We start from the raw sequence: 18638 nt of genomic DNA, 5'->3' as shown, positions 1-18638 counted from the left end.
TTCCTCAGTTGACGAGCTTGGTGGCGGAAAACTCGATCCGCCGATTGAGCGCCTTGTTCTTCGGCGTGTCGTTGCCGGCGACTGGGCGCTCCTCGCCGTAGCCGGTCGCCGTGATCTGCGTGCGCGGAATGCCCGCCCCAACAATGGCGTCGGCCACTGCCTGGGCCCTGCGCTCCGATAAGCGTTTGTTCTCTGCAACCGGTCCATCGGCATCGGTGTGTCCGGAAACTTCGACCTTTAGGCCTGGGCATTTGCTGACGACACCGACGACCTCAGCAAGCAGCGGGCGGCTTTGGGCATCGAGCCGCGCGCTCGCGGGGCGAAAATAGATCGCCCCGGTGCGAGACAGCACCGCAAACCTGTTGAGGCATTCCTCATCGTTGAAGTTGGTCTTCGTCGCATCGGTGGCGACGGGCCCGACCTCGGTGCTTGCCGCAACGGTCTGGGCGGGGGAGGCTTGCTTCCGTCGGCCGTGAACACGAAATCGAACGACACCGATGCGGTAGGAACAATGTTGGTCACACTGGCCGCCTGTTGGAGTTTGTCGACATTGGGCAATAGACCGAAGTCCTCCACATGCACCGCGACAGGGGCCTCCGAGGCAACCGACACCATGGTGTCGCTGATCATGGTCACCACGACGTTGGCCTCAAGATCCTTGTCGACCCCATGCAGGTTGAGACGGAATGGAAGAACCGCCTTCATACGTCGCTTGGTGGCGAGGTCGGCAAATGCCGCCGGATCCACTTTCGCTGTCAGTTCGGCGGTTGGAAACTTGTAGGTCTCAAAGAAGAGGAACCGCATCCGGACATTGCGCAGGTCGACCCCGGTATCGACTGAGTTGAGGTCAAAGGAGACCTTGGCGTCGCCGGTCGAAGTAAGGCTGCCGGAAATATTCCTGATCTTGTTGGTTTCGACGATCGTGTTCTTCTTGACCGACTGATAGGTGAGGACCGAAGCGGTCGGATCGAGCGCCCAGTTCGTCTGCGCGTTCGCCGTTCCCAGTCCGGGCAAAAACAACACGAACAACGAAACGATCAAGCCAAGCGTCTTCGCGGCGACTCTGCTTCTTGACCGTGCTTTGCGCCAGACTCCGAGAACTTCGAACATGGCTCCCCCTGCCTACGACAACAGAACCCCGTATCGACATCACGACCATGCGGTGTCTCCAGAGAGCATAGAGCACTTGCTGCCAATTGGCGAGCATCCCGGTTGGTGTGTTTGGCCAGCCCGCGATCCCGGCATCGCGATACCGCACCTTGCCTGAGTGCGGGGGATTCGAAGGTCCTGCTATTCCCATCCCAAAGACGTCACGAACTCAGCGCGGGCGCGGATGATCCGCGGATCGAGGAACCGCTAGAAAGCTATCTTAAGTCCGAGCTTGGCGCCAATAGTGGAGCTATCCGACGAGGCCTTACCACGGACTTCGCCGTTGACGGTCGTCAACTCCGAAACTTTCAGGTTGAACCCCGTCGATAGCGCCACGGAAAAATCCGCATCGTCGAAGGCGATCGTCCTGGTACCGATCTCGGTCGTGTTCTTGTAACCGAAACGCTGCTGCAATTCGCCACGCGCATAGGGGCTGAACACCATACCGTTGCTCAGCGTGTAATCGCCATAAATGCCAGGCTCGAACTTGATGGCGCCAAATGAAAGCCGGCTCTTGCCGAACTGATTGCCACCGCTGTCAGTGTAGGGATCGCCGCGGAATGAAACACCAAGCAGGCCGCCACGCAGATCGAAACGGGTGCGTTCGCCCAGCGCGAAGATGTGGCCGACAGATCCCGTGACCGCGTAGCCCTCGGTGTCATAGCTGCCGGTGGTGTCAAGCACCCCGTTCATCACGTCGCTTCGGCCGAAGAAACCGGAGGCCGAGACCAGCGCGTAATTGTAGTCCTTGCGCAAGAGTGCGTAGCCGCCGAACAGTCCGGCCTTGTTGTTACCTTCCCCTATGGCATCAAATCCCTGGAAGGCTCCGAGATTGACGTCAGTCGAGGCGTAGCCGGCGAATACACCGATGTTCAGGCCATACTCATTGTCGAACTGGAAATGCTTGGCGGCATTGAAGTCCAGGCTGATGGCGGCCGAAAAATCATTGGCATCGAAGCTCGGGCCCGGGCCATTCAAGCCGCCGCCACTGATGTTATAGCCGTCATGCTCGGTATGAGCGAACTGGCCGGAAGCAAAGACCCCGAAGCTCGAAGAAACCGGTACCATTCCAGATCCGGATGCAGGCGAAAGGTGGAGGTCAGCATCGATCGCGTCGCGGTTTATGCCGTAGAGAGCGTCGAGTGCCACCTCGACCGCGCCCGCGTTGGTCGCGCTGGTCGGCGCCGCCGCAATGCCGAAACTGGCCGGCGTGGCACGCAGGAACAAGCCGCCATTCGGGCCGTTCACGATCTCATAGCTGAAAAGCGAACCCGGCGTGCCGGAAATACTTCCGAGACGGAAGGTGCCGGCAACCGGTCCGCTGGCCGAGACGATGATCGGGATATTGGTCACTTGGGCGAATTGGGGGGTGCCCAGCAGATTGACAATAATGGTGCTGGTGCCGGCAGCCGAAAACGCATTGGCAACGAGTTGATCCGACCGTAGCGTCTGTTGGTTAATGTCGAGGCTGATGGCGGCGCTGTTGAGGGCGAGGCCGCCGAGCATCAACACGTCGTCGGCGACACCGTCCATCATGTTGATCAGGGAATTTGTCGCGATGATCGAACCCGGCATAGTGACGTTGCCGTTGATGAACAGCGTTGAACCATTACCGAGGTTGAGTTGGTTTATGCCCTGCGTGCCACCGCTGAAGCGAAGGGTCGAATGGTCGGCCGAAAAATTGTCGAAGCCGGCAAAGTTCTGGCTCTTGCCGCCGGCGGCAAGGTCGGTGCCGACGACTGTGCCGTTGGCGCCTGTACCGCTGAATAGCACCCCGTCGCTAAGGATGAGCGGCTCGACGGCGCCGATATGATCGATGGTTAGCGTGTTGGGTCCAAGGCCGGTAATGTCACCCTCGATCGTGCCACCCGACAAATGGACATGTTCGGCGTCGATGCCGCCCTTTATGTCGCCGCCCACGACCGAGACGCTGTCGAAGCCTAGGCCGCCGGTGATGTTGCCGCCTGTCGTGGCGCCTATGGTTCCGCCGTTGATGTTGACGGTGTCGTCGCCGTCATTGCCGAATATGCTGCCGCCAATGGTGGCGTTGCCAGCGACCATTATCGTGTCGTTTCCGGCCGCTCCGTCGAGGTCGAGGTCGACCGCGGCACTGCCGCTGACGCTGACCTGGTCATTGCCAGTCCCGGCATCCAGGGCATCAACCGTGCCTCCCGCAATGATGATGGTGTCATTGCCATCGCCCCCGGAGAGAACGCCGACGGTCGGCGCGCTGAAAAAAATTCCCTCCTCGGTGGTGAGCATGCCGATCGATAACAGGTCGTCACCTCTGCCGCCGGTCACATTGCCAACCTGTGTACCGTCGCCGAATATCACGGCTCTGTCGGTACCATCTCCAAGGTCAATGTCCTGAATACTGCCGCTCTGGATGACGACCAGGTCATCCCCGGCCCCGGTATTGAGATTGGCCGCGACGGTTGGGGCGTACGGAACCCCCAAGAAATCCCCATAGAACATCTCAAACCGGTCATTGCCGCCGAGGAGTTCGATTGTACCGTCCGCCGGCTGCAAGGAGGTCGACCCTCCCGCAGGCAGGCCGCCTACACCGGGTGTTGTCGCCGCTTTATCGGTCAGGAGGCCGCCAAAAATTCTCACGACGTCGTCGCCATTGCCGTCGTAGTCGTTGACGATGACTTCCGACGAGTTCTCGAACCCGCTAAATCGGGTGGTGAATACGCCATCGACGTCCTGAAAATCCCCGGTCGTCGTGCAGTTCACGGTAACCGATGTCGCCTGGAAGGGAGTGCCGCCGCCGTTTGCAGTAGCGGAGCAGGCCGCCGCGCCAGACACTTGGAACGTGGACGCCGCCGCTAAGGCGAGCAACGAGACTCCCGTCAATTGATAGGCCTCGCGCGACACTCTCATTCGACCCCACCTTACGAGAAATCGATACCGTCACAAATCAAGGCAATTAAATAGATCAACGATCCATCTCATGGGATCGGTGACTGCTTAACCGGCACTGTACGCGTCGCGTTGCTGGGCGGCAATGGTTTGGGGTTCGTTCTCAGGAGACTATAAGGCTATCTGTGGCGACAAGGACACTATCGTAAACTTAAATGAGCCTGTCAAAAGCAGTGGCCAAACTTCAAAGGCATCTTTAAAGATCAGAATAGGCCGCCGAAACAGTCAGATCTCCCGCATGTGCAATCTTGCGATGGTAGCTTGCCCATATTTCGCCACCACACTGCTCAACCCAGCGGTGACAGAACGAGAAATCGGTAGGGAGGTCCAGTTCCGGCGTCACAATCTTCGCAAACGGCGTCAGGAAATTCTCGAACTGAGCGGTGTACTTGCTCTTTCTGTAACGAGACCGGTCCACCGTCTCGGGTAACTTCTCGATTATGGCCGTCACGCAGTCGCGGGAGACCAGAAAGATGCCCGTGCCGCATGACGTTACCCGGACAAAGCCTTCTTGCTCTTGCCGAGGTTCGACGACGGTTCCGATGAACTCCAGGCTTTGCGCAAAGGCTTTGTCGAAGGGCAGTGTCGAGAGGGAATGGAGTTTGCGCAGATCGATCCGGCGCCGCGGATACAGGGTGCCGACGACTTGCTTGTCCAGCGCCAGCATCGCCGCGATAAGATCAGGTGAAAAGCCCATGTCACTGTCGATCATCAGAATGTGACTGCAATCCGGTTTATTGTAGTAGAAATTCGTGAGCAGATAGTTCCGCGAAAATGGAATATCCGTGTACTCGATTTCCGACAGCGTGAAGGCGTAGTTGGACAGGCTCTTATGAGTTAAGGCCGCGAACAAGCTGCGAACGAACACGCTTTTGTAGGCTGCTCCATAAACCGGCAGCGCAAGATTGATCTTGGTCGGCATCTTGTCCTCCACAGTCCAATGACTGATCGCATACAAATCCCTTTTCCCTATCTTTGACAGGATTCTTGGTATAAATTTTGGTGACCTTCGCCGGTATGGGGCAGGCGCTCAGGCTGATTGCGGTTGCGTCGTGGTGCGTTGGGAAGTTGCTGGACCAAGATTGAGGCAGGCCGGAGCGAGCGTGCTGACATGACCCACTGCAACGGACTTCTGTTTCGTGTCCCACTGTTTCTCATTTTCCTGCTTCTTGGCTCAGCTGGTGCTCGCGCCGCGGTCGAGCCGACCGCGGCGCCGCAGCCACGCAACCGGCTAGCGATCGTCATCGGGAATTCGAACTATCAAAGCAGCCGACTTGAGCATCTCCCCAATGCCGCAAATGATGCCGCAAAGCTCTCAGAGAGCTTGAAGCGGCTAAATTTTGAGGTCCTGACGGGCACCGATCTTTCGACCCAAGATTTTTCCAGAATCTTTCGAGAAGCTGATGCAAGGCTGCCTACCGTCAGCGCAGTTTTGATTATCTACGCCGGTCATGGCGTGCAGTTGAACGGCGAAAACTACCTGCTCCCGGTCGATACGCCCGATCCTGAAAGCCTGGAAAAACTCACCGCCACGGCCATCAAGCTGAATGATGTGATCGCGCGGTTCGCGCGCCGCGACCGCCAGACGTTCATATTCCTGGACGCGTGCCGCAACAATCCGCTCGGTGCCGGTGCCGGCAATGGTCTGGCGCAAGTTGAAGTCGGTGAAAACACGTTCGTTGCCTTTGCCACCCAGCCAGGCAATGTCACGGCCGATGGCGGCGGCGAAAACAGCCCGTTCACCATTGCGCTGCTGAAGAATCTCGAGATCCCCGGGCTCAGCATTTCGGATATGATGATCCGCGTCCGCAACGAAACCGAAGCGTTGACGGTTGGCCGTCAAGTGCCGTGGGATCAATCGAACCTGCGTGAGCAGTTCTATTTCACGGAGCAACAGGTACTCGATCCGGGACAGTTGAGCGCAAGCCTTTCACGCATCCTTGCGGACCCTGCGGCAAAGAAGAGATTGCAAGTCGAACTTGCCTCCAATGACCTGCAGACCGCCGTGCTAATCGTCGGACAGACGTTGCGGTCGGTCGAGATTCCGGCACCGTCCGCCAGTTCACCGGAGCCGGTTGGCACACAGGTCGCCAATCTGTCTCCGACCGAAAGGGTTGAGGACGCTCGCCAAAGCGTCGTCTCCGGTCTCGAAACGCTCATTGTCGGCGCATCTATGGGCGAGGCGGACAAAGACAAGACAGCCGATCTTGCGCGCAACGTTCAGACCGAACTTCGTCGCTTGGGTTGCTACCGGATGCAGATTGATGGAGATTGGGGCACGGGTTCAATCCGTGCTCTCACCGACTACTACAAGAATACCAAGCAAGTCGCGGCGACGACGGAGCCGAGCGTCGGACTGCTGGGCGATCTCTTTTTGCGCTCAGGCAGAATCTGCAAGCAGCCGGTCATCGTGAAGGCCAAGCCGGCTAAGATAGCGTCGGACGCCGCCCCTTCACGAAACGGCTCCGTACGGACGACTGCGAAACGCTCGCAGGCCGCCCCGAGACGTCCCGCGCCTCCCCCACCGGACATCAGTGGCGGCATAGGCATTGGTGGTGTGTTTTAGCGAGCCGGTCAGCAATGGGCCGCGCTCGAGTTCCAGATCAGGTGCTGCAGCCCAACAAGATGATCAAGCGTCACGGTAACGAGCGCCACGCTGGAATTCGAGGCGAAAAGCTGCGCGGATGATGAAACTGTCCGACCCCGGCCCCCGAGACGGGCGATCATATGCTGGCGTAATTGTTCATTCATATTCGGTGGCTCAGTACAAGGTAGATAGCGGAGACTAACATCAACCAGCCCCCCATTCCCAACACTACCAAAATCGCCACGCGCTCGGTTCGCCTGACAAGGTCGGCAATGTTTTCCTCGTTCGTCAAAGAAACAGCGTCCAGTAGCGCAGGCGCATGATCATCGTTGTCATTTGCCGGTTGGTTTGCGTTGCCACTCTCATTGGTTCTCTGGATCGATGTCATTGTCTTTTGCTCACCAAACATACTGGAAATAGAGGGCCCGCCAGCCACCGAAGCGGCTTGCGGGCCCTATCAGCACAGGAAGGGACGTAGCTGTGCCGATCCACGACATGTCAGCCAAGGAATATGCCGATCACCAAAAATGTGACGGCTGCGGCGAAAGTTGGCGCGAGCAACCAACGCGCTTGGCCAATGCTTTTATCCATCTGCTTTCTCCGAGTCTGGAGAAGCAACTAGCCTAGCCCTAAGCCGTTCCGCCTAGTCTCAAGAGATAAGACCATTGCGTTTTGTGATCGGCCTTTGGTCTGGTCAGGATTCCGACTGAAGCCTGATCGAGGAACGTTCGGCCTGCCGACGTGTTCAGTTGCCTGGCGCACAGAAGACTTGTGCTGTCGCCGGAACAACAGGAGAAAAACCATGAGGATCCCCCTTACCAGCACCGCTGCCGCGCTATTGCTTTTGGCCGGCGTCGGCGCAGTTGCGGCACAGGATGTTGTCATCACACCGGAACAGGACACCGTCGTGCGCAAATACGTGAAGAAGCAACCGCTGGCTTCCGTGAACCTTCTCGGACTTGAGCTGAATGTCGGCACGGCTCTGCCGGACACGGTCGAGCTCCATGAGGTCCCCAATGTCAAATACCGGTATGTGGTGATCGACAACCGCACGGTTTTGGTGGACCCGGGCACCCGCAAGATCGTCAAAGTCTACGACTGAGACCTAGAACGAACCCGACCTCCGCCATAGCTGGCGGCGGGTTGGGTATGTCAAATCGCCATTCGGACAGTTGAGATAAACTCCTGAAGTCGAGACGTCGCAACCCCCTCGTGGCGCGCCTGGTGGATCTCTAGAACACGCGCTCAACTCGACTTGGCACAAGGTACTTACTTCCTGGTGATCCAATCCAGCAAGCCAACTTCGACCTGATCGCACCCGGCGTATTCGAGTACCAGGGTCTTAGCCAGATCGCGCCATCGACATTTGGGCGCGTATGTTCCCAACACCAAATCTTTGAACACTGCCCGGAGAACATCGGCATCGAACGCTGAGATAGCGAAGGGAACCGGGTCTGCATCCTCCCAAGCTCGGGAGGTGTCATCGCCATGGCTTTGGCGCAGGCGTTTCAGAAGCTCGCGTGATGCCGCGAGCACGCGTCGGGAGTGATCAATATCGCGCGGAAATGTGGCGCGACGTGGCAGGAAGGTGGCTTCAATAGCCGCCCGCGCAATGTCTGTATGGGTATCGAGCATCGCTGCCTCCCTTAAGCAGCTATCGGGGCTGCACCTTCTTAGGTGCTGAGCTGCGAATCTCAGTCATCAGCCCTTGCTCTCGGAGCCGAGCTGTCTTCGCATCCCGTGCCGCCCGCTCGACCTCGATCGACTCGCGCGCAACATCCGAGGTGCGCTCTTTTCTCTCGTGCCTTTTTTGTCGGTGAACCGTTGCCTTCTCCGCATCGTCGCCCCGATCTGACGGTCCCGCGGTGTTGTCGCACAGAACGATTGTGGCCAGATGCGGGCGACCTGGGAGGTGTTTCACCTGCCGAGCCAGCAGCCGCTGCCGCTCGGGCTGCGACTGTTTTGCGAACCGTCTAAAAGGTTGGACATCATGGCCAAGCCAATCATCCACTTTGAAATAATAGGGCGTGATCCTGCGAACCTGCGCCGCTTTACGCGGAACTCTTCGGATGGGAATTCGAGATCGGCGGATCGGTCTCGCCGCTTGTTCCCGACGCAACTATGGCTTCCTTGCCCCGCCTCCGGGGCTCAATCGGTAGCAGGGGCGTTGGAGGCGGGAGAAATTTTGATCCGGATGTAGTCCCGCTTCTCGGACGTGGTGCGCTTTTCAGAGCCCCCTTTAGAAACTCAATTTCCAAGGCTTGCCGGCCTACCAGCCGCTCCAGCGCTGCGATCCGCGCCTCATCGTGTCGGCCGCCGCCACGTCTTCGTCGAAGGAGCCGGCCTCGTATTTCTGAACCCAGATGCGGATCAGGTTACGCGGCAGTTCGTGCCGCTTGGCGAGACCATGCAGCGTCTCGCCGGACAGGAACTCCTGCACTACCTGACGTTTGAACTCCATGCTGTGCGTGCGATAAGTCACCATGGGCTTCCATCCTTCGAAAGCCCGGCTTCCAAGTCAATTCTGCTTGTTCATCCTGTCCGGTCCGAGGGGCGCACTCCACACATGGGTCTCATTTAGCCGGTATTTGCATCGTCATGACGCAGAGAAGCTCGAACAGGAGGGTGGCACCGGTTAGCGCGGTGACGCCCGAAGGATCGAGCGGCGGCGAGACTTCGACCAGATCGGCGCCGATGATGTCGACGCCGGCCAGCGCTCGGATCATCTTCTGGGCCTCGCGCGTCGTTATGCCGCCGATCTCAGGGGTGCCGGTGCCGGGGGCAAAAGACGGATCGAGCGCGTCGATGTCGAACGAGACGTAGGTCGGCGCGTCGCCGACGATCGAGCGCGCCTCGGCCATCACCGTGTCCACGCCGCGCTCCATGAATTCCTCGATGAAGATGATCCGGATGCCGGCCTCGCGGGCGAAATCGTAGTTTTCCACATCGGAGATCGCTCCTCGGATGCCGATCTGGACCATGCGCTTGGGATCGAGCAGGCCTTCCTCGACGGCGCGGCGGAACGGGGTGCCGTGATTATAGCGGTTGCCGAAGAACTCGTCATAGGTGTCGGAATGGGCATCGAAGTGAACGAGGCCGGCCGGTTCCTTGGCGATGCCGCGCAGGATGGGCAGCGTGATCAGATGATCGCCGCCGACGACCAGAGACCGGGCGCCGGAGTGGTGGACGTTTTCGAAGAAGGCGCTGATCGTGTCCAGCGAGCCGGGCAGGTCGAGCGGGTTTACAATCACGTCGCCGCAGTCGCCGGCACGAACCTGTTCGAAAGGCGAGACGCCCGTGACATGGTGGACGCGCCGCACCAGGCTGGATTGGTTGCGGATTTCGCGCGGTCCATGGCGCGCGCCCGGCCGGTTGGTGGTGCCGCCGTCGAAGGGGACGCCGATCAGCGCGATGTCGACCTGCTCGGGGGTAGCCATGGGCAGGCGCATGAAGGTTGAAGGGCCGGCAAAACGCGGAACGCTGCCGGAATCGAGTGGCTGGAAATTTGTAATGCTCATGGTCTTGTGTCCTGTTGGCGCATCGGGTCGCTTGACCGCGAGGCGCACTCCGAAGGTGGTGCTATTTCTGTTGGAAGTCGGACCTGTGGGCGTCGCGCCAGGCGTTCTGCTTGCCGGCGCGCTTGGCCGCGAGGCAGAACAGGGCCTCGGCCAGCAGCCGGCCGGCCAGGATGCTGGTGGTGCCGCTGGAAGCATCGAAATCCGGCGATACCTCCACGAGGTCGAACCCAGCAAAGCCGTCGCGGGCCACTATTCTTACGCCGCGAATGATCTCGCGCGAGGTAAGGCCGCCTGGTTCGGGGCTGTTGGTTGCAGGGGCAAAGGCTGGATCGACGCCGTCGATGTCGAGGCTGATATAGAGGCGCGCGCCGTCGGCACTGGCGATGGCGCGTGCGCGTTCGGCAACCGTTTCGATGCCGAGGCGCTCGACTTCCTCCATGGAAAACACGGTGATGCCGAGCTTGCGGTAGAGCGGGGTCCATTCGAGCAGGTTGCGGGGGCCGCGCGCGCCGATGACAACGATGCGGCGGGGGGCCACCTTGTCGAGTTCGGCAATGCGCAGCAGGGGCGAGGCGCGGGTGAGGCGGTCGCCGCCGAAGGATTCGCTGAGATCGAGATGGGTGTCGAAGACGATGAGCCCGACCGGGGTGTCGCCGGCATCGGAGACCGCGCGTACCGCCGGATAGCTGATGCCGTGATCGCCGCCGATGGTCAGCGGCACCGCCCCGTTGACCAGCACCGCGGCAAGCCGCGCTTCGAGGCGGGCGTAGCTGGCGGCATTGTCGCCCGGCACTACATCGATGTCGCCGGCATCGGCGACGGTGATATGGGCCAGCATGTCGAGGTCCCAGTCGAAGCTGTAGCTGCCGTAAAGAAGCGAGTATTTGCGGATTTCCTGCGGGGCGCGGCGGGTCGCGCCGCCGCGAAAGGTGGCGATGCCGTCATAGGGCATGCCCACCACCACAGCGTCGGCGGAAAGACCCGCCAGATCGCGCACATAGGGAAATGCCATGAAGGGTGGCACGTCGCCATACATGCGGGGAACACCTGCCGGGCTCAAAGCTTCGCTCATGGTACGGTCCTCCGTCTTGTCGTGTCGATTGTGCCGCTGCCCTACTGGCCGGCGGCGGGCTCGCTCTGGAACAGCATGTTGCGCCGTCTCCAAGTGTCGAGGAATTCACGCAAGCGCGGGCTTTGCGGATCGTTGAAGAGTTTGGCGGGCGGGCCCTGCTCGATCACCTTGCCGCGGTCCATGAAGACGACACGGTCGGCGACCTGGGCGGCAAAGCCCATCTCGTGCGTCACCACCACCATGGTAATGCCCTCGACGGCCAGTTGCTTCATGGTGTCGAGAACCTCGCCAACGAGCTGGGGATCGAGTGCGGAGGTCGGTTCGTCGAACAGGATCACATGCGGCTCCATCGCGACCGCCCGGGCGATGCCGACGCGCTGCTGCTGGCCGCCGGAAAGCTGCGAGGGGTAGCGCTCGGCGAAATCCGCGAGGCCGACCTTGGCCAGCGCACGGCGCCCGCTTTCCTTCGCCTTGGCGGCGGGAGCGCGCTTGGAAAGACGCAATCCCAGCGTCACATTATCCAGCACTGTCATATGCGGCCATAGGTTGAAGTGCTGGAACACCATGCCGACGTTGCGGCGCACGGAATCGATGTTCTGGTCGCTTTCTCGTACCAGTCCTTCGGCACCGCGCTTGTAGCCGAGCAACCGGCCCTCGATCTCGATCTCGCCGCTCGTATATTCCTCGAGGAAGCTCGCGCAGCGCAGCAACGTGCTCTTGCCCGACCCCGAGGGTCCGATGATGCAGACGACTTCGGAGAGGTTGATGTCGAGCGAGATCCCGGACAGGGCCGCGAATGTGCCGAAATCCTTGGTCAAATTGCGGATCTTGATGACGGGCTCGGTGGTTTCAGTGGCCATCGTTTATTCCCAATTGGTGGTTGAGCGGCCTAGAACCGCACCCGGCGCTCAACATATTTGCCGAGCTGCGCGACTGCCTCGACCAGCAGCCAGTACAGTAGGGCGGCGGCGAGATAAGGTTCGATGACCGCGTAGGTCTCGTTGACGAATTGCGTCGTGTTCTTGGTCAGCTCGGCAACGGTGATGATGGACAGCACCGCGGACTCCTTGATGAGGATGATGATCTGGTTGACCATCGGTGGCGTGATCATGACCAGCATCTGCGGCAGCTTGATATGGCGGATGATCTGCGTGCCTGAGAGCCCGGCCATGCGCGCCGCCTCGATCTGGCCCTTGGAGATCGACTGGAAACCGGAGCGGAAGATTTCGGCGAAATAGGCGGCACCATAGAAGCCGAGGCCGAAAACACCCACCGCTTCGGCACTCAGCCGGAGGCCTATGCTCGGGCCGCCATAATAGAGCACGAACAGCAGGATCAGGATCGGCAGGCCGCGCATGATCTCGATATAGGCACGAACAGCCCAGCGCAGCGGCGTGAACGGCGTGCTCTCGAGGCAGGCGAGCAACAGGCCGATCCCCAGCCCGAGGGCTGTGGCAAGTGCGCAGATCCAGGCGGTCGTCGCCAGGCCGGCCAGCATCAGCGGTCCATATTGCACCCACAGGTCGAAGAATTGCGCCATGGCTCAGGCCCTCCGCGCCAGCCGTTGCTCGGCCATGCGGCCGATCAGCGACAGAAGGAAATTGATGACGATATAGATGACGGCGGCGGTGATGTAGATTTCGAACGGGCGATAGGTGGTCGCGACGATCTGCTGGCTTACCCGCATCAGTTCCGTCACCGCGATGACGGAGACCAGCGATGAGTTTTTCAGGATGCTGATGGTCTCATTGACCAGCGACGGGATGACGAGGCGCAATATCTGGGGCACGAGTATATGCTGGCGCCCCGCCCATTTGCGTATGCCTACCATGCGCGCCGCCTCCAGTTGCCCTGGTGGAATGGCCAAAAGTCCGCCGCGAAATATCTCGGCCTGGAAGGCGATCGTGTTCAGGGTCAGCGCGAGGATGGCCGCGAGAATGGGCGCTACATTGATGCCGATGAGCGGCAGCAGATAATAGATAATCAGCAACTGCACGAGGATGGGCGTGCCGCGCCACACGCTTTGATAGATGCGCGAAAAGCAGCGCAGCCACGCCTTCTTCGAGGTGACGCCGAAGCACAGGACGAGGCCGAGCGGCATGCCGAGGATGATGGCGACGCCCGACACCAGGATGGTCATGCCCGCGCCCCAGAGCATGATGGGCAGGTTGTTCTGGATGAGGGCGAACATTGCCAAGTCGTCAGACCTTATGGACTTGAGGTCAGGCTTGCAGCCTGTGCGTTTTTAGGCAGGCGAGGCTGGAAAGCCTCGCCCTTATCCGGCGTTGGACGCCGACTCGTCAGCTCTTGGGTTCGGGCAGAGCGTCCGTCGGCAGTTTCATGGTGAAGCCGAACCACTTTTCCTGAAGTTTGGCCATGGTTCCATCGGTGGCGAGCTTGCGGAACTGGTCATCGATGAAGTCGGCAAGCGCCTTGCTGTCGTCGTCCTTGCGGAAGGCCCAGCTGAAATAGGTCGGGTCCCCGAACGTTGTGCGGATGGTTTCGAAGACGTCGCCGCGCTGCGTCTGCAGGTAGAGCAGATTGGGCAGGGAATTCACGACGGCATCCGTGCGCCCGGCAGCGAGATCGGCATAGGCTTCATTGAAGTCGACATAGGTCTGGATGTTGGCGATCGGCGCCAGGCCTTTTGCCTTTAAATTCTCGGAAAAGGCCTCGGTGCCCTTGAGCTGTGCCGAGCCGGCCTGCGTGCCGACATTTTTGCCGCTCAGGTCTTCGGGCGTGTTCAAGGCGGCGTCGCCTTTGCGCTTGACGTAGGAGAACGACGCGTCGGCGATTGGCAGAGACAGCCTGTAGGTATCGTAGCGCTGTTTGTTAACGGTGACGGAGGTTATGATGGCATCGAACTTCTCCGTCTGCAAACCGGGCAGCAAGCCCTGGAACGGCAGGTCGAGCCGGTTCACCTTCACGTCCGGCAGCGCCTTCATGACTTCTTCGAAGAGGTCAACTCCGTAGCCTACGATCTTGCCGTTTTCGACATATTCGAACGGCGGGTAGCGGGCCTCGGACGCGATGGTGATTTCCCCCTTTGCCTTGATCCGTTCCAGAAGATCGGAGGCGGTGGCAATGCTCGCCACGGCGAGCGAGAGCGACGCGGCCAACAGCGTCGAAGTGCACAGTTTCAAAGCGGATCGCATAACTTCCTCCAGTTTCGTATGTTCCCGTTTATTATGGATTATTTGGAGTCCGAGGCTTCTGTACGCGCTCAGGAATCTCGCATGCGTGACGAGCCTTAGACCTCCAGGTCGTCAGCCGGCTGCAATGCCGGCCCGATTGTTTGCTTCCCCAGTGGCATGACGGCACGGCACCATCTGGTAGGGCAGCATGGCAGGATTGAATCTTTGATAAACATGGAAGGAATAGACTATACATCGAAGTTGACGATGTAAGGCTGATACCCAACACCGTCTGAGAGGCTCAAGGAGGAGTGTCAGAATGCGTCTGTCGGTTGCCGACATTCGTGCGCTCAGGGTTTTCCGCTCGGTGGTCGAGCATGGCGGATTTACCGGAGCGCAGCTTGCTTTGGCGATGAGCCAATCGACGATCAGTTTCCAAATCAACGCGTTGGAGGAACGGCTGGGGTTTTCGCTATGCCAACGCGGCAGGCGCGGCTTCGAACTGACCGATAGGGGCACCGCGGTCTATGAATATTCCCATTCGCTGACTTCAGCGCTGTCGGCGTTCGAGATGCAACTGGGCGAACTGCGCTCCAAGGCGACGGGTGTGCTGCGCGTCGGGATCGTCGATGCCACCGTTACCGATTCAGCCCTGGGCCTCGATGACGTCATTCATCAGTTTATCAAGAAAGCCAGCGAAGTCGATCTGCGCATCACCATCGGCTCGCCTGAACAGCTTATCGCGGAAACCGCCAAGGGCGGGATCGACTTCGCGATCTCCCCCCGCATCAAATTGCTGCCCGGCTATTCGCAGACCGAGTTCCATTATGAAATCAACTCGCTCTACTGCAGCGAGCGCCACCCGCTGTTTTCCCGCAAGCTGGTGACAAAGGCTGATGTGGAAGCATCGCAGATGGTGGTGCGCCCTTATGCCAACAAGTCGGAATTGCAGCATTTCCCCAACGCGCATGTCGGCGCCTATGCTTCGAATATCGAGGCGCAGGCAATGTATATCCTGAGCGGCCACTTCGTCGGCTATCTGCCGGATCACATGACCGTCACGTTTAGACAGAACAACCGGCTTAAGGCGCTGCTTATTCCCGAGGCGCAGATCCGCTCGCCCTTCGTCATCATCGCGCCAAAGCACAAGAAAGCGTCGCTGTCGCAGAGGATTTTTTTCAGGAACTGCGCAAAAGGGTGGGGAGTGCCGAAAAATCGGCCGGAAAAGGGCAAGCCGCCGACGCAAAAAACAAGATGCCCAAGGTACGCGGCATGTAAAAACTCCTTTATGCATTGATCCCGAAAAGCGGGAGCCGCTTTTTCGGGATCAATGGTCTGAATGCTGGCTGCGCTTTAAAGGCGCGGCGCCTTGGCGTCGATCCGATAATGCGCTTCGGTTGGAACGCAGCCTTGACCGTTTACCGGAATGAGGTCCTGGGGGCAGGCTGAGAACGCGACGATCAAATCCATTTCCGCGCACATCGACACATAGGAGCCCGGTCCCGCCACCGGTGCCTCGAAGGTGACCGAACCGTCTTCGCCGACGGGAATGTTCATGAACAGGTTGAGCGGCGAAGGGGTTTCGGGTGGCGTCAGCCCGACCGCGCCGAGGGCCGTCGCCAGATTGTCGGTGCAGTTGTCATGGTGCCCGACATGGCCCAACTGCTGGTAGCGATAGCGGTCGCAGGCGGCGATCAGCGTATCGTGCACGCCACCCGACGTGTCCTGTATCAGGGTCAGCATCGGACGCCGCCTGTTGCTGCACAGCGTGTCGCCGTTCTTCGGGTTCACCTTGAGCATGGCTCCACGACTGTGCTCCATCGACATGAATTCCGCGATATCGTCGGCGCAGAAGGCCCAGGTGTCCACCACCTGGGTGCCGTGGGTGTTGATGACGGTGATCACCTGGCCTTGGGCAACGCGCGTCGCCACGCCCTTGCGGGCAGGAATGACGTGAACCTGACCGTTACTTGCGTTCGTTGGCATCGTTGAATTCCTTTCGCTCAGCGTCCGCGCGCTCCGTGTTCGACGAAGATATAGCCGAGAAAGTTCAGGAGTACCTGTGCTGCGAGAAAGCCGGTGATGCCCGAAGGGTCGTAGGCCGGGGCCACCTCGACGAGGTCGATGCCGACGACGTCGCCGCGCTTCACAAGGCCCCGGAGCATTTCCATTACTTCATAATACAGGAAGCCGCCATGGCTAGGCGTGCCAGTGCCCGGCGCAATCGACGGATCGAAACCGTCGATGTCGATCGTCACATAGTAGCGTACGCCTTCCGGAATGGTCGCCAGAACACCTTCGACCCCGAGCTTGCGCGCCTGGCGGACGGAAAGGATCGTCGAGCCGCGTTGGCGCGCATCCTCGTAACCGTCGCGGGCGGTCGAAGAGACGTTGCGGATGCCGATCTGGCTGAGACCGCTGACATGCGACTGTTCGGCCGCGCGGCGCATCGGATTGCCGTGTCCTTCGCGCACGCCATGACGCACGTCGACAAAGTCGAGATGCGCATCGATCTGCACGATGTGAATGGGGCCATGTTCGCTGAACGCCCTGACGCAGGGAATGTTGATGGCATGGTCGCCGCCCAGAACGACGGGCAGCGCTCCGCGTTCAAGAATCTTGCGGACCGCCATTTCCGTATTCGCGTGGCTGGCCACGGTATCGGTATGCACGATATCTGCGTCGCCTATATCGACGATCCGCACCTTGTCGAGCGGCAGATAGATCTGGTCGTCCTCATGGTCGTAAGCGCCGGCATGACCGAAGGAAAACAGCGTCGAGGCCTCGCGGATGGCGCGGGGGCCGAAACGTGCACCGGAGCGGTACTGGGTCCCCATGTCGAAGGGCACACCCAGCACGGCGACATCCGCGTCGATCTTGTCCCAATCAAGGCAGATCGGCCGTTTACCGAAGGTGCTAAGCCCAACGAAGGGGAGATCGAGCCGCCCACCCTCATACCCGTGTCCAGACATCGAAACTCTCCCTTTCGGATAACCCTCACGCCATCCGGCAGCGACCTTCGATATGAGCCGAAGCGCTTAAGCTGGAGTGAAGCACGACAGGCCTGCGGTCTGTCTGCCTCGTGGCTAGCATGGTCCCGCCACTCCTATCCATCACGAGTATCGGGCGTTCATATCGATTTATCCGGAAATTGGCCGTATTAGGGTTAGAACAAGAGCAGCCCGAAATCGATGGAAGGAAGACTCCCGCTCCGCCGGGGAGCGCTGTCGTTCGAGCTTGCTGTGCCCGAGCAGCACCTGGATGACGCTGATGTCGACATCCTGCTCAAGCAGGTGAGTGGCGAAGCTGTGCCGCAGAGTATGCGGGCTGAGAACGTTCTCACCGCTCCCAAAGCAATATCTCTTGTCAGCCGAGATTTGACGGCCGCGTCTCGCTATTGACGCACAGCTGAAGCAGGCCTACTGGTACATATACCGGACCACTAGACCTCTTCGGATGTAAGGACGGATGGACCTACGAGCGATTCTGACCGACGACGGGAGTGCGCTTGGCGGCGTGCCGAAGCATTCGATGAAGGACTTCGTCGTCCAGAAGATCGCGACATTCATTGCGACCGGCATTCTTGACGTGGGGGACCCGTTGCCAAGCGAGCGTGAACTTGCGGGCGCTTTGTCGGTAAGCCGCGAGACGGTGCGCGGCGCGATCCTGATCCTTTCCACAAAGGGCATCCTTTCCGTCGCCCAGGGCACGCGGACAGTGGTGGCCTCGACGGAAGTCGGGGAACTCGCGGTTCAATCGGCCCGCTATCGCGACATTTCCAGATACAGTCTTGACGACGTGCATGAGGCGCGGTTGCTGATCGAAGATCAGGTGGCGCGGGCCGCGGCCGTCCGGGTTGAAGCCGCGACGCTCGAGACCCTGCAAAAGTCGATCGAGGCGCAGGAAGCGGCGATCGACGATCCCGTTCGCTTCCTCATTTGCGATCGCGAATTTCACACGGCCATCTATCGGGCGGGCGGCAATGCCGCGCTGGCGGATATCGCCGCCGATCTCTATTCCTACCTTCTCGACCATCGGCGGCGAGCAGTCGCCCAGCCTTCAAGCATCGCAACGAGCATCGCCGATCACCGTGCCATTCTTGCGGGACTTGAGGCGCGCGATTCCGAGGCGGCCGCAAGGGCCTTCGCGGTCCACGAAACACGCATCTACACCACGACCAAGCAGCTTTTAACGCAATCCGCTCGAAAGGGATAAGAATAGGGGCGGATTGCCGGGCAACCATGCAGCACAACAGG

Annotated in this window: 18 protein-coding genes and 1 pseudogene; 4 read left to right on the top strand and 15 right to left on the bottom strand. The window is 59.8% G+C overall.

Features of this window, described 5'->3' with window-relative positions:
- Positions 1-4: 4 nt before the first annotated feature.
- From ACIU1A_RS03340 to ACIU1A_RS03325, 4 genes are all read right to left on the bottom strand, one after another.
- A complete protein-coding gene (locus ACIU1A_RS03340; protein WP_404926603.1) occupies positions 5-352 on the bottom strand; it encodes an OmpA family protein in 348 nt (115 codons plus the stop codon).
- Positions 238-1110: a YceI family protein gene (locus tag ACIU1A_RS03335; protein WP_404926602.1), complete on the bottom strand. Its 873-nt coding sequence runs from the start codon at positions 1108-1110 to the stop codon at positions 238-240. The genes ACIU1A_RS03340 and ACIU1A_RS03335 overlap by 115 nt, the downstream gene beginning before the upstream one ends.
- 246 nt (positions 1111-1356) lie before the next feature.
- Positions 1357-4026, bottom strand: coding sequence for an autotransporter (locus ACIU1A_RS03330; RefSeq protein WP_404926601.1), 2670 nt, complete (start codon positions 4024-4026; stop codon positions 1357-1359).
- A gap of 241 nt (positions 4027-4267) precedes the next feature.
- On the bottom strand, positions 4268-4993 hold the full coding sequence (locus ACIU1A_RS03325) for a hypothetical protein (protein ID WP_140498312.1): 726 nt from the start codon (positions 4991-4993) through the stop codon (positions 4268-4270).
- 189 nt (positions 4994-5182) lie between these two features.
- Between ACIU1A_RS03325 and ACIU1A_RS03320 the strand changes: the two genes are divergently transcribed.
- Together ACIU1A_RS03320 and ACIU1A_RS03315 are read left to right on the top strand one after the other, a co-directional pair.
- The gene (locus tag ACIU1A_RS03320) at positions 5183-6637 is read left to right on the top strand and encodes a caspase family protein (RefSeq protein WP_140498313.1); all 1455 of its coding nucleotides are present in this window, start codon (positions 5183-5185) and stop codon (positions 6635-6637) included.
- Between the two features lie 823 nt (positions 6638-7460).
- Entirely contained in the window at positions 7461-7760 is a 300-nt protein-coding gene (locus ACIU1A_RS03315) for a DUF1236 domain-containing protein (protein WP_140515085.1), read from the top strand.
- 167 nt (positions 7761-7927) lie between these two features.
- On the opposite strand, the gene ACIU1A_RS03310 is transcribed toward ACIU1A_RS03315, so the two are convergent.
- From ACIU1A_RS03310 to ACIU1A_RS03275, 8 genes are all read right to left on the bottom strand, one after another.
- Positions 7928-8293, bottom strand: a complete 366-nt coding sequence (locus tag ACIU1A_RS03310; RefSeq protein ID WP_140632259.1) for a hypothetical protein — start codon at positions 8291-8293, stop codon at positions 7928-7930.
- Between the two features lie 634 nt (positions 8294-8927).
- Positions 8928-9143, bottom strand: coding sequence for a transposase (locus ACIU1A_RS03305; protein ID WP_246671712.1), 216 nt, complete (start codon positions 9141-9143; stop codon positions 8928-8930).
- An 88-nt stretch (positions 9144-9231) separates the two neighbouring features.
- Positions 9232-10176, bottom strand: coding sequence for an agmatinase (speB, locus tag ACIU1A_RS03300; RefSeq protein WP_140649840.1), 945 nt, complete (start codon positions 10174-10176; stop codon positions 9232-9234).
- A gap of 61 nt (positions 10177-10237) precedes the next feature.
- Positions 10238-11248 (bottom strand): agmatinase family protein, encoded by a 1011-nt coding sequence (locus tag ACIU1A_RS03295; RefSeq protein ID WP_140649842.1) that lies wholly within the window; start codon positions 11246-11248, stop codon positions 10238-10240.
- 41 nt (positions 11249-11289) lie between these two features.
- Positions 11290-12108 carry an amino acid ABC transporter ATP-binding protein gene (locus tag ACIU1A_RS03290; protein ID WP_404926600.1) on the bottom strand — a complete coding sequence of 273 codons (819 nt, stop codon included), beginning with the start codon at positions 12106-12108 and terminating at the stop codon, positions 11290-11292.
- Positions 12109-12137: 29 nt separating this feature from the next.
- A complete protein-coding gene (locus ACIU1A_RS03285; RefSeq protein WP_404926599.1) occupies positions 12138-12788 on the bottom strand; it encodes an amino acid ABC transporter permease in 651 nt (216 codons plus the stop codon).
- 3 nt (positions 12789-12791) lie between these two features.
- Positions 12792-13439 carry an amino acid ABC transporter permease gene (locus ACIU1A_RS03280; protein WP_140515083.1) on the bottom strand — a complete coding sequence of 216 codons (648 nt, stop codon included), beginning with the start codon at positions 13437-13439 and terminating at the stop codon, positions 12792-12794.
- A 109-nt stretch (positions 13440-13548) separates the two neighbouring features.
- Positions 13549-14403 (bottom strand): transporter substrate-binding domain-containing protein, encoded by an 855-nt coding sequence (locus ACIU1A_RS03275; RefSeq protein WP_404926598.1) that lies wholly within the window; start codon positions 14401-14403, stop codon positions 13549-13551.
- Between the two features lie 298 nt (positions 14404-14701).
- Between ACIU1A_RS03275 and ACIU1A_RS03270 the strand changes: the two genes are divergently transcribed.
- A complete protein-coding gene (locus ACIU1A_RS03270; protein WP_404926597.1) occupies positions 14702-15679 on the top strand; it encodes a LysR family transcriptional regulator in 978 nt (325 codons plus the stop codon).
- A gap of 56 nt (positions 15680-15735) precedes the next feature.
- Here the strand turns inward: ACIU1A_RS03270 and ACIU1A_RS03265 are convergent, their stop codons facing one another.
- The 3 genes and pseudogenes from ACIU1A_RS03265 to ACIU1A_RS03255 form a co-directional block, all read right to left on the bottom strand.
- Entirely contained in the window at positions 15736-16368 is a 633-nt protein-coding gene (locus ACIU1A_RS03265) for a DUF1989 domain-containing protein (protein WP_140498324.1), read from the bottom strand.
- 17 nt (positions 16369-16385) lie between these two features.
- Positions 16386-17354, bottom strand: coding sequence for an agmatinase (gene speB, locus ACIU1A_RS03260; RefSeq protein WP_140498325.1), 969 nt, complete (start codon positions 17352-17354; stop codon positions 16386-16388).
- A gap of 258 nt (positions 17355-17612) precedes the next feature.
- A pseudogene (locus ACIU1A_RS03255) lies at positions 17613-17744 on the bottom strand (tyrosine-type recombinase/integrase); the annotation flags it as partial.
- A 106-nt stretch (positions 17745-17850) separates the two neighbouring features.
- Between ACIU1A_RS03255 and ACIU1A_RS03250 the strand changes: the two are divergent.
- A complete protein-coding gene (locus ACIU1A_RS03250) occupies positions 17851-18597 on the top strand; it encodes a FadR/GntR family transcriptional regulator (protein ID WP_140498326.1) in 747 nt (248 codons plus the stop codon).
- The last annotated feature ends 41 nt before the right edge of the window (positions 18598-18638 follow it).

Source organism: Mesorhizobium maamorense, assembly GCF_044998965.1.
In the GTDB taxonomy this organism is placed as follows: domain Bacteria; phylum Pseudomonadota; class Alphaproteobacteria; order Rhizobiales; family Rhizobiaceae; genus Mesorhizobium.
This window is presented reverse-complemented; position numbering and strand designations above follow the sequence as displayed.

What these genes read in the sequence shown, in the direction of transcription:
- ACIU1A_RS03295 (WP_140649842.1), bottom strand. Translation starts at nt 11,248, where the DNA reads ATGAGCGAAGCTTTGAGCCCGGCAGGTGTTCCCCGCATGTATGGCGAC.
- ACIU1A_RS03305 (WP_246671712.1), bottom strand. Translation starts at nt 9,143, where the DNA reads ATGGTGACTTATCGCACGCACAGCATGGAGTTCAAACGTCAGGTAGTG.
- ACIU1A_RS03280 (WP_140515083.1), bottom strand. Translation starts at nt 13,439, where the DNA reads ATGTTCGCCCTCATCCAGAACAACCTGCCCATCATGCTCTGGGGCGCG.
- ACIU1A_RS03290 (WP_404926600.1), bottom strand. Translation starts at nt 12,108, where the DNA reads ATGGCCACTGAAACCACCGAGCCCGTCATCAAGATCCGCAATTTGACC.
- ACIU1A_RS03265 (WP_140498324.1), bottom strand. Translation starts at nt 16,368, where the DNA reads ATGCCAACGAACGCAAGTAACGGTCAGGTTCACGTCATTCCTGCCCGC.
- ACIU1A_RS03310 (WP_140632259.1), bottom strand. Translation starts at nt 8,293, where the DNA reads ATGCTCGATACCCATACAGACATTGCGCGGGCGGCTATTGAAGCCACC.
- ACIU1A_RS03270 (WP_404926597.1), top strand. Translation starts at nt 14,702, where the DNA reads ATGCGTCTGTCGGTTGCCGACATTCGTGCGCTCAGGGTTTTCCGCTCG.
- ACIU1A_RS03325 (WP_140498312.1), bottom strand. Translation starts at nt 4,993, where the DNA reads ATGCCGACCAAGATCAATCTTGCGCTGCCGGTTTATGGAGCAGCCTAC.
- ACIU1A_RS03275 (WP_404926598.1), bottom strand. Translation starts at nt 14,403, where the DNA reads ATGCGATCCGCTTTGAAACTGTGCACTTCGACGCTGTTGGCCGCGTCG.
- ACIU1A_RS03315 (WP_140515085.1), top strand. Translation starts at nt 7,461, where the DNA reads ATGAGGATCCCCCTTACCAGCACCGCTGCCGCGCTATTGCTTTTGGCC.
- ACIU1A_RS03320 (WP_140498313.1), top strand. Translation starts at nt 5,183, where the DNA reads ATGACCCACTGCAACGGACTTCTGTTTCGTGTCCCACTGTTTCTCATT.
- ACIU1A_RS03335 (WP_404926602.1), bottom strand. Translation starts at nt 1,110, where the DNA reads ATGTTCGAAGTTCTCGGAGTCTGGCGCAAAGCACGGTCAAGAAGCAGA.
- ACIU1A_RS03285 (WP_404926599.1), bottom strand. Translation starts at nt 12,788, where the DNA reads ATGGCGCAATTCTTCGACCTGTGGGTGCAATATGGACCGCTGATGCTG.
- speB (WP_140649840.1), bottom strand. Translation starts at nt 10,176, where the DNA reads ATGAGCATTACAAATTTCCAGCCACTCGATTCCGGCAGCGTTCCGCGT.
- ACIU1A_RS03250 (WP_140498326.1), top strand. Translation starts at nt 17,851, where the DNA reads ATGGACCTACGAGCGATTCTGACCGACGACGGGAGTGCGCTTGGCGGC.
- speB (WP_140498325.1), bottom strand. Translation starts at nt 17,354, where the DNA reads ATGTCTGGACACGGGTATGAGGGTGGGCGGCTCGATCTCCCCTTCGTT.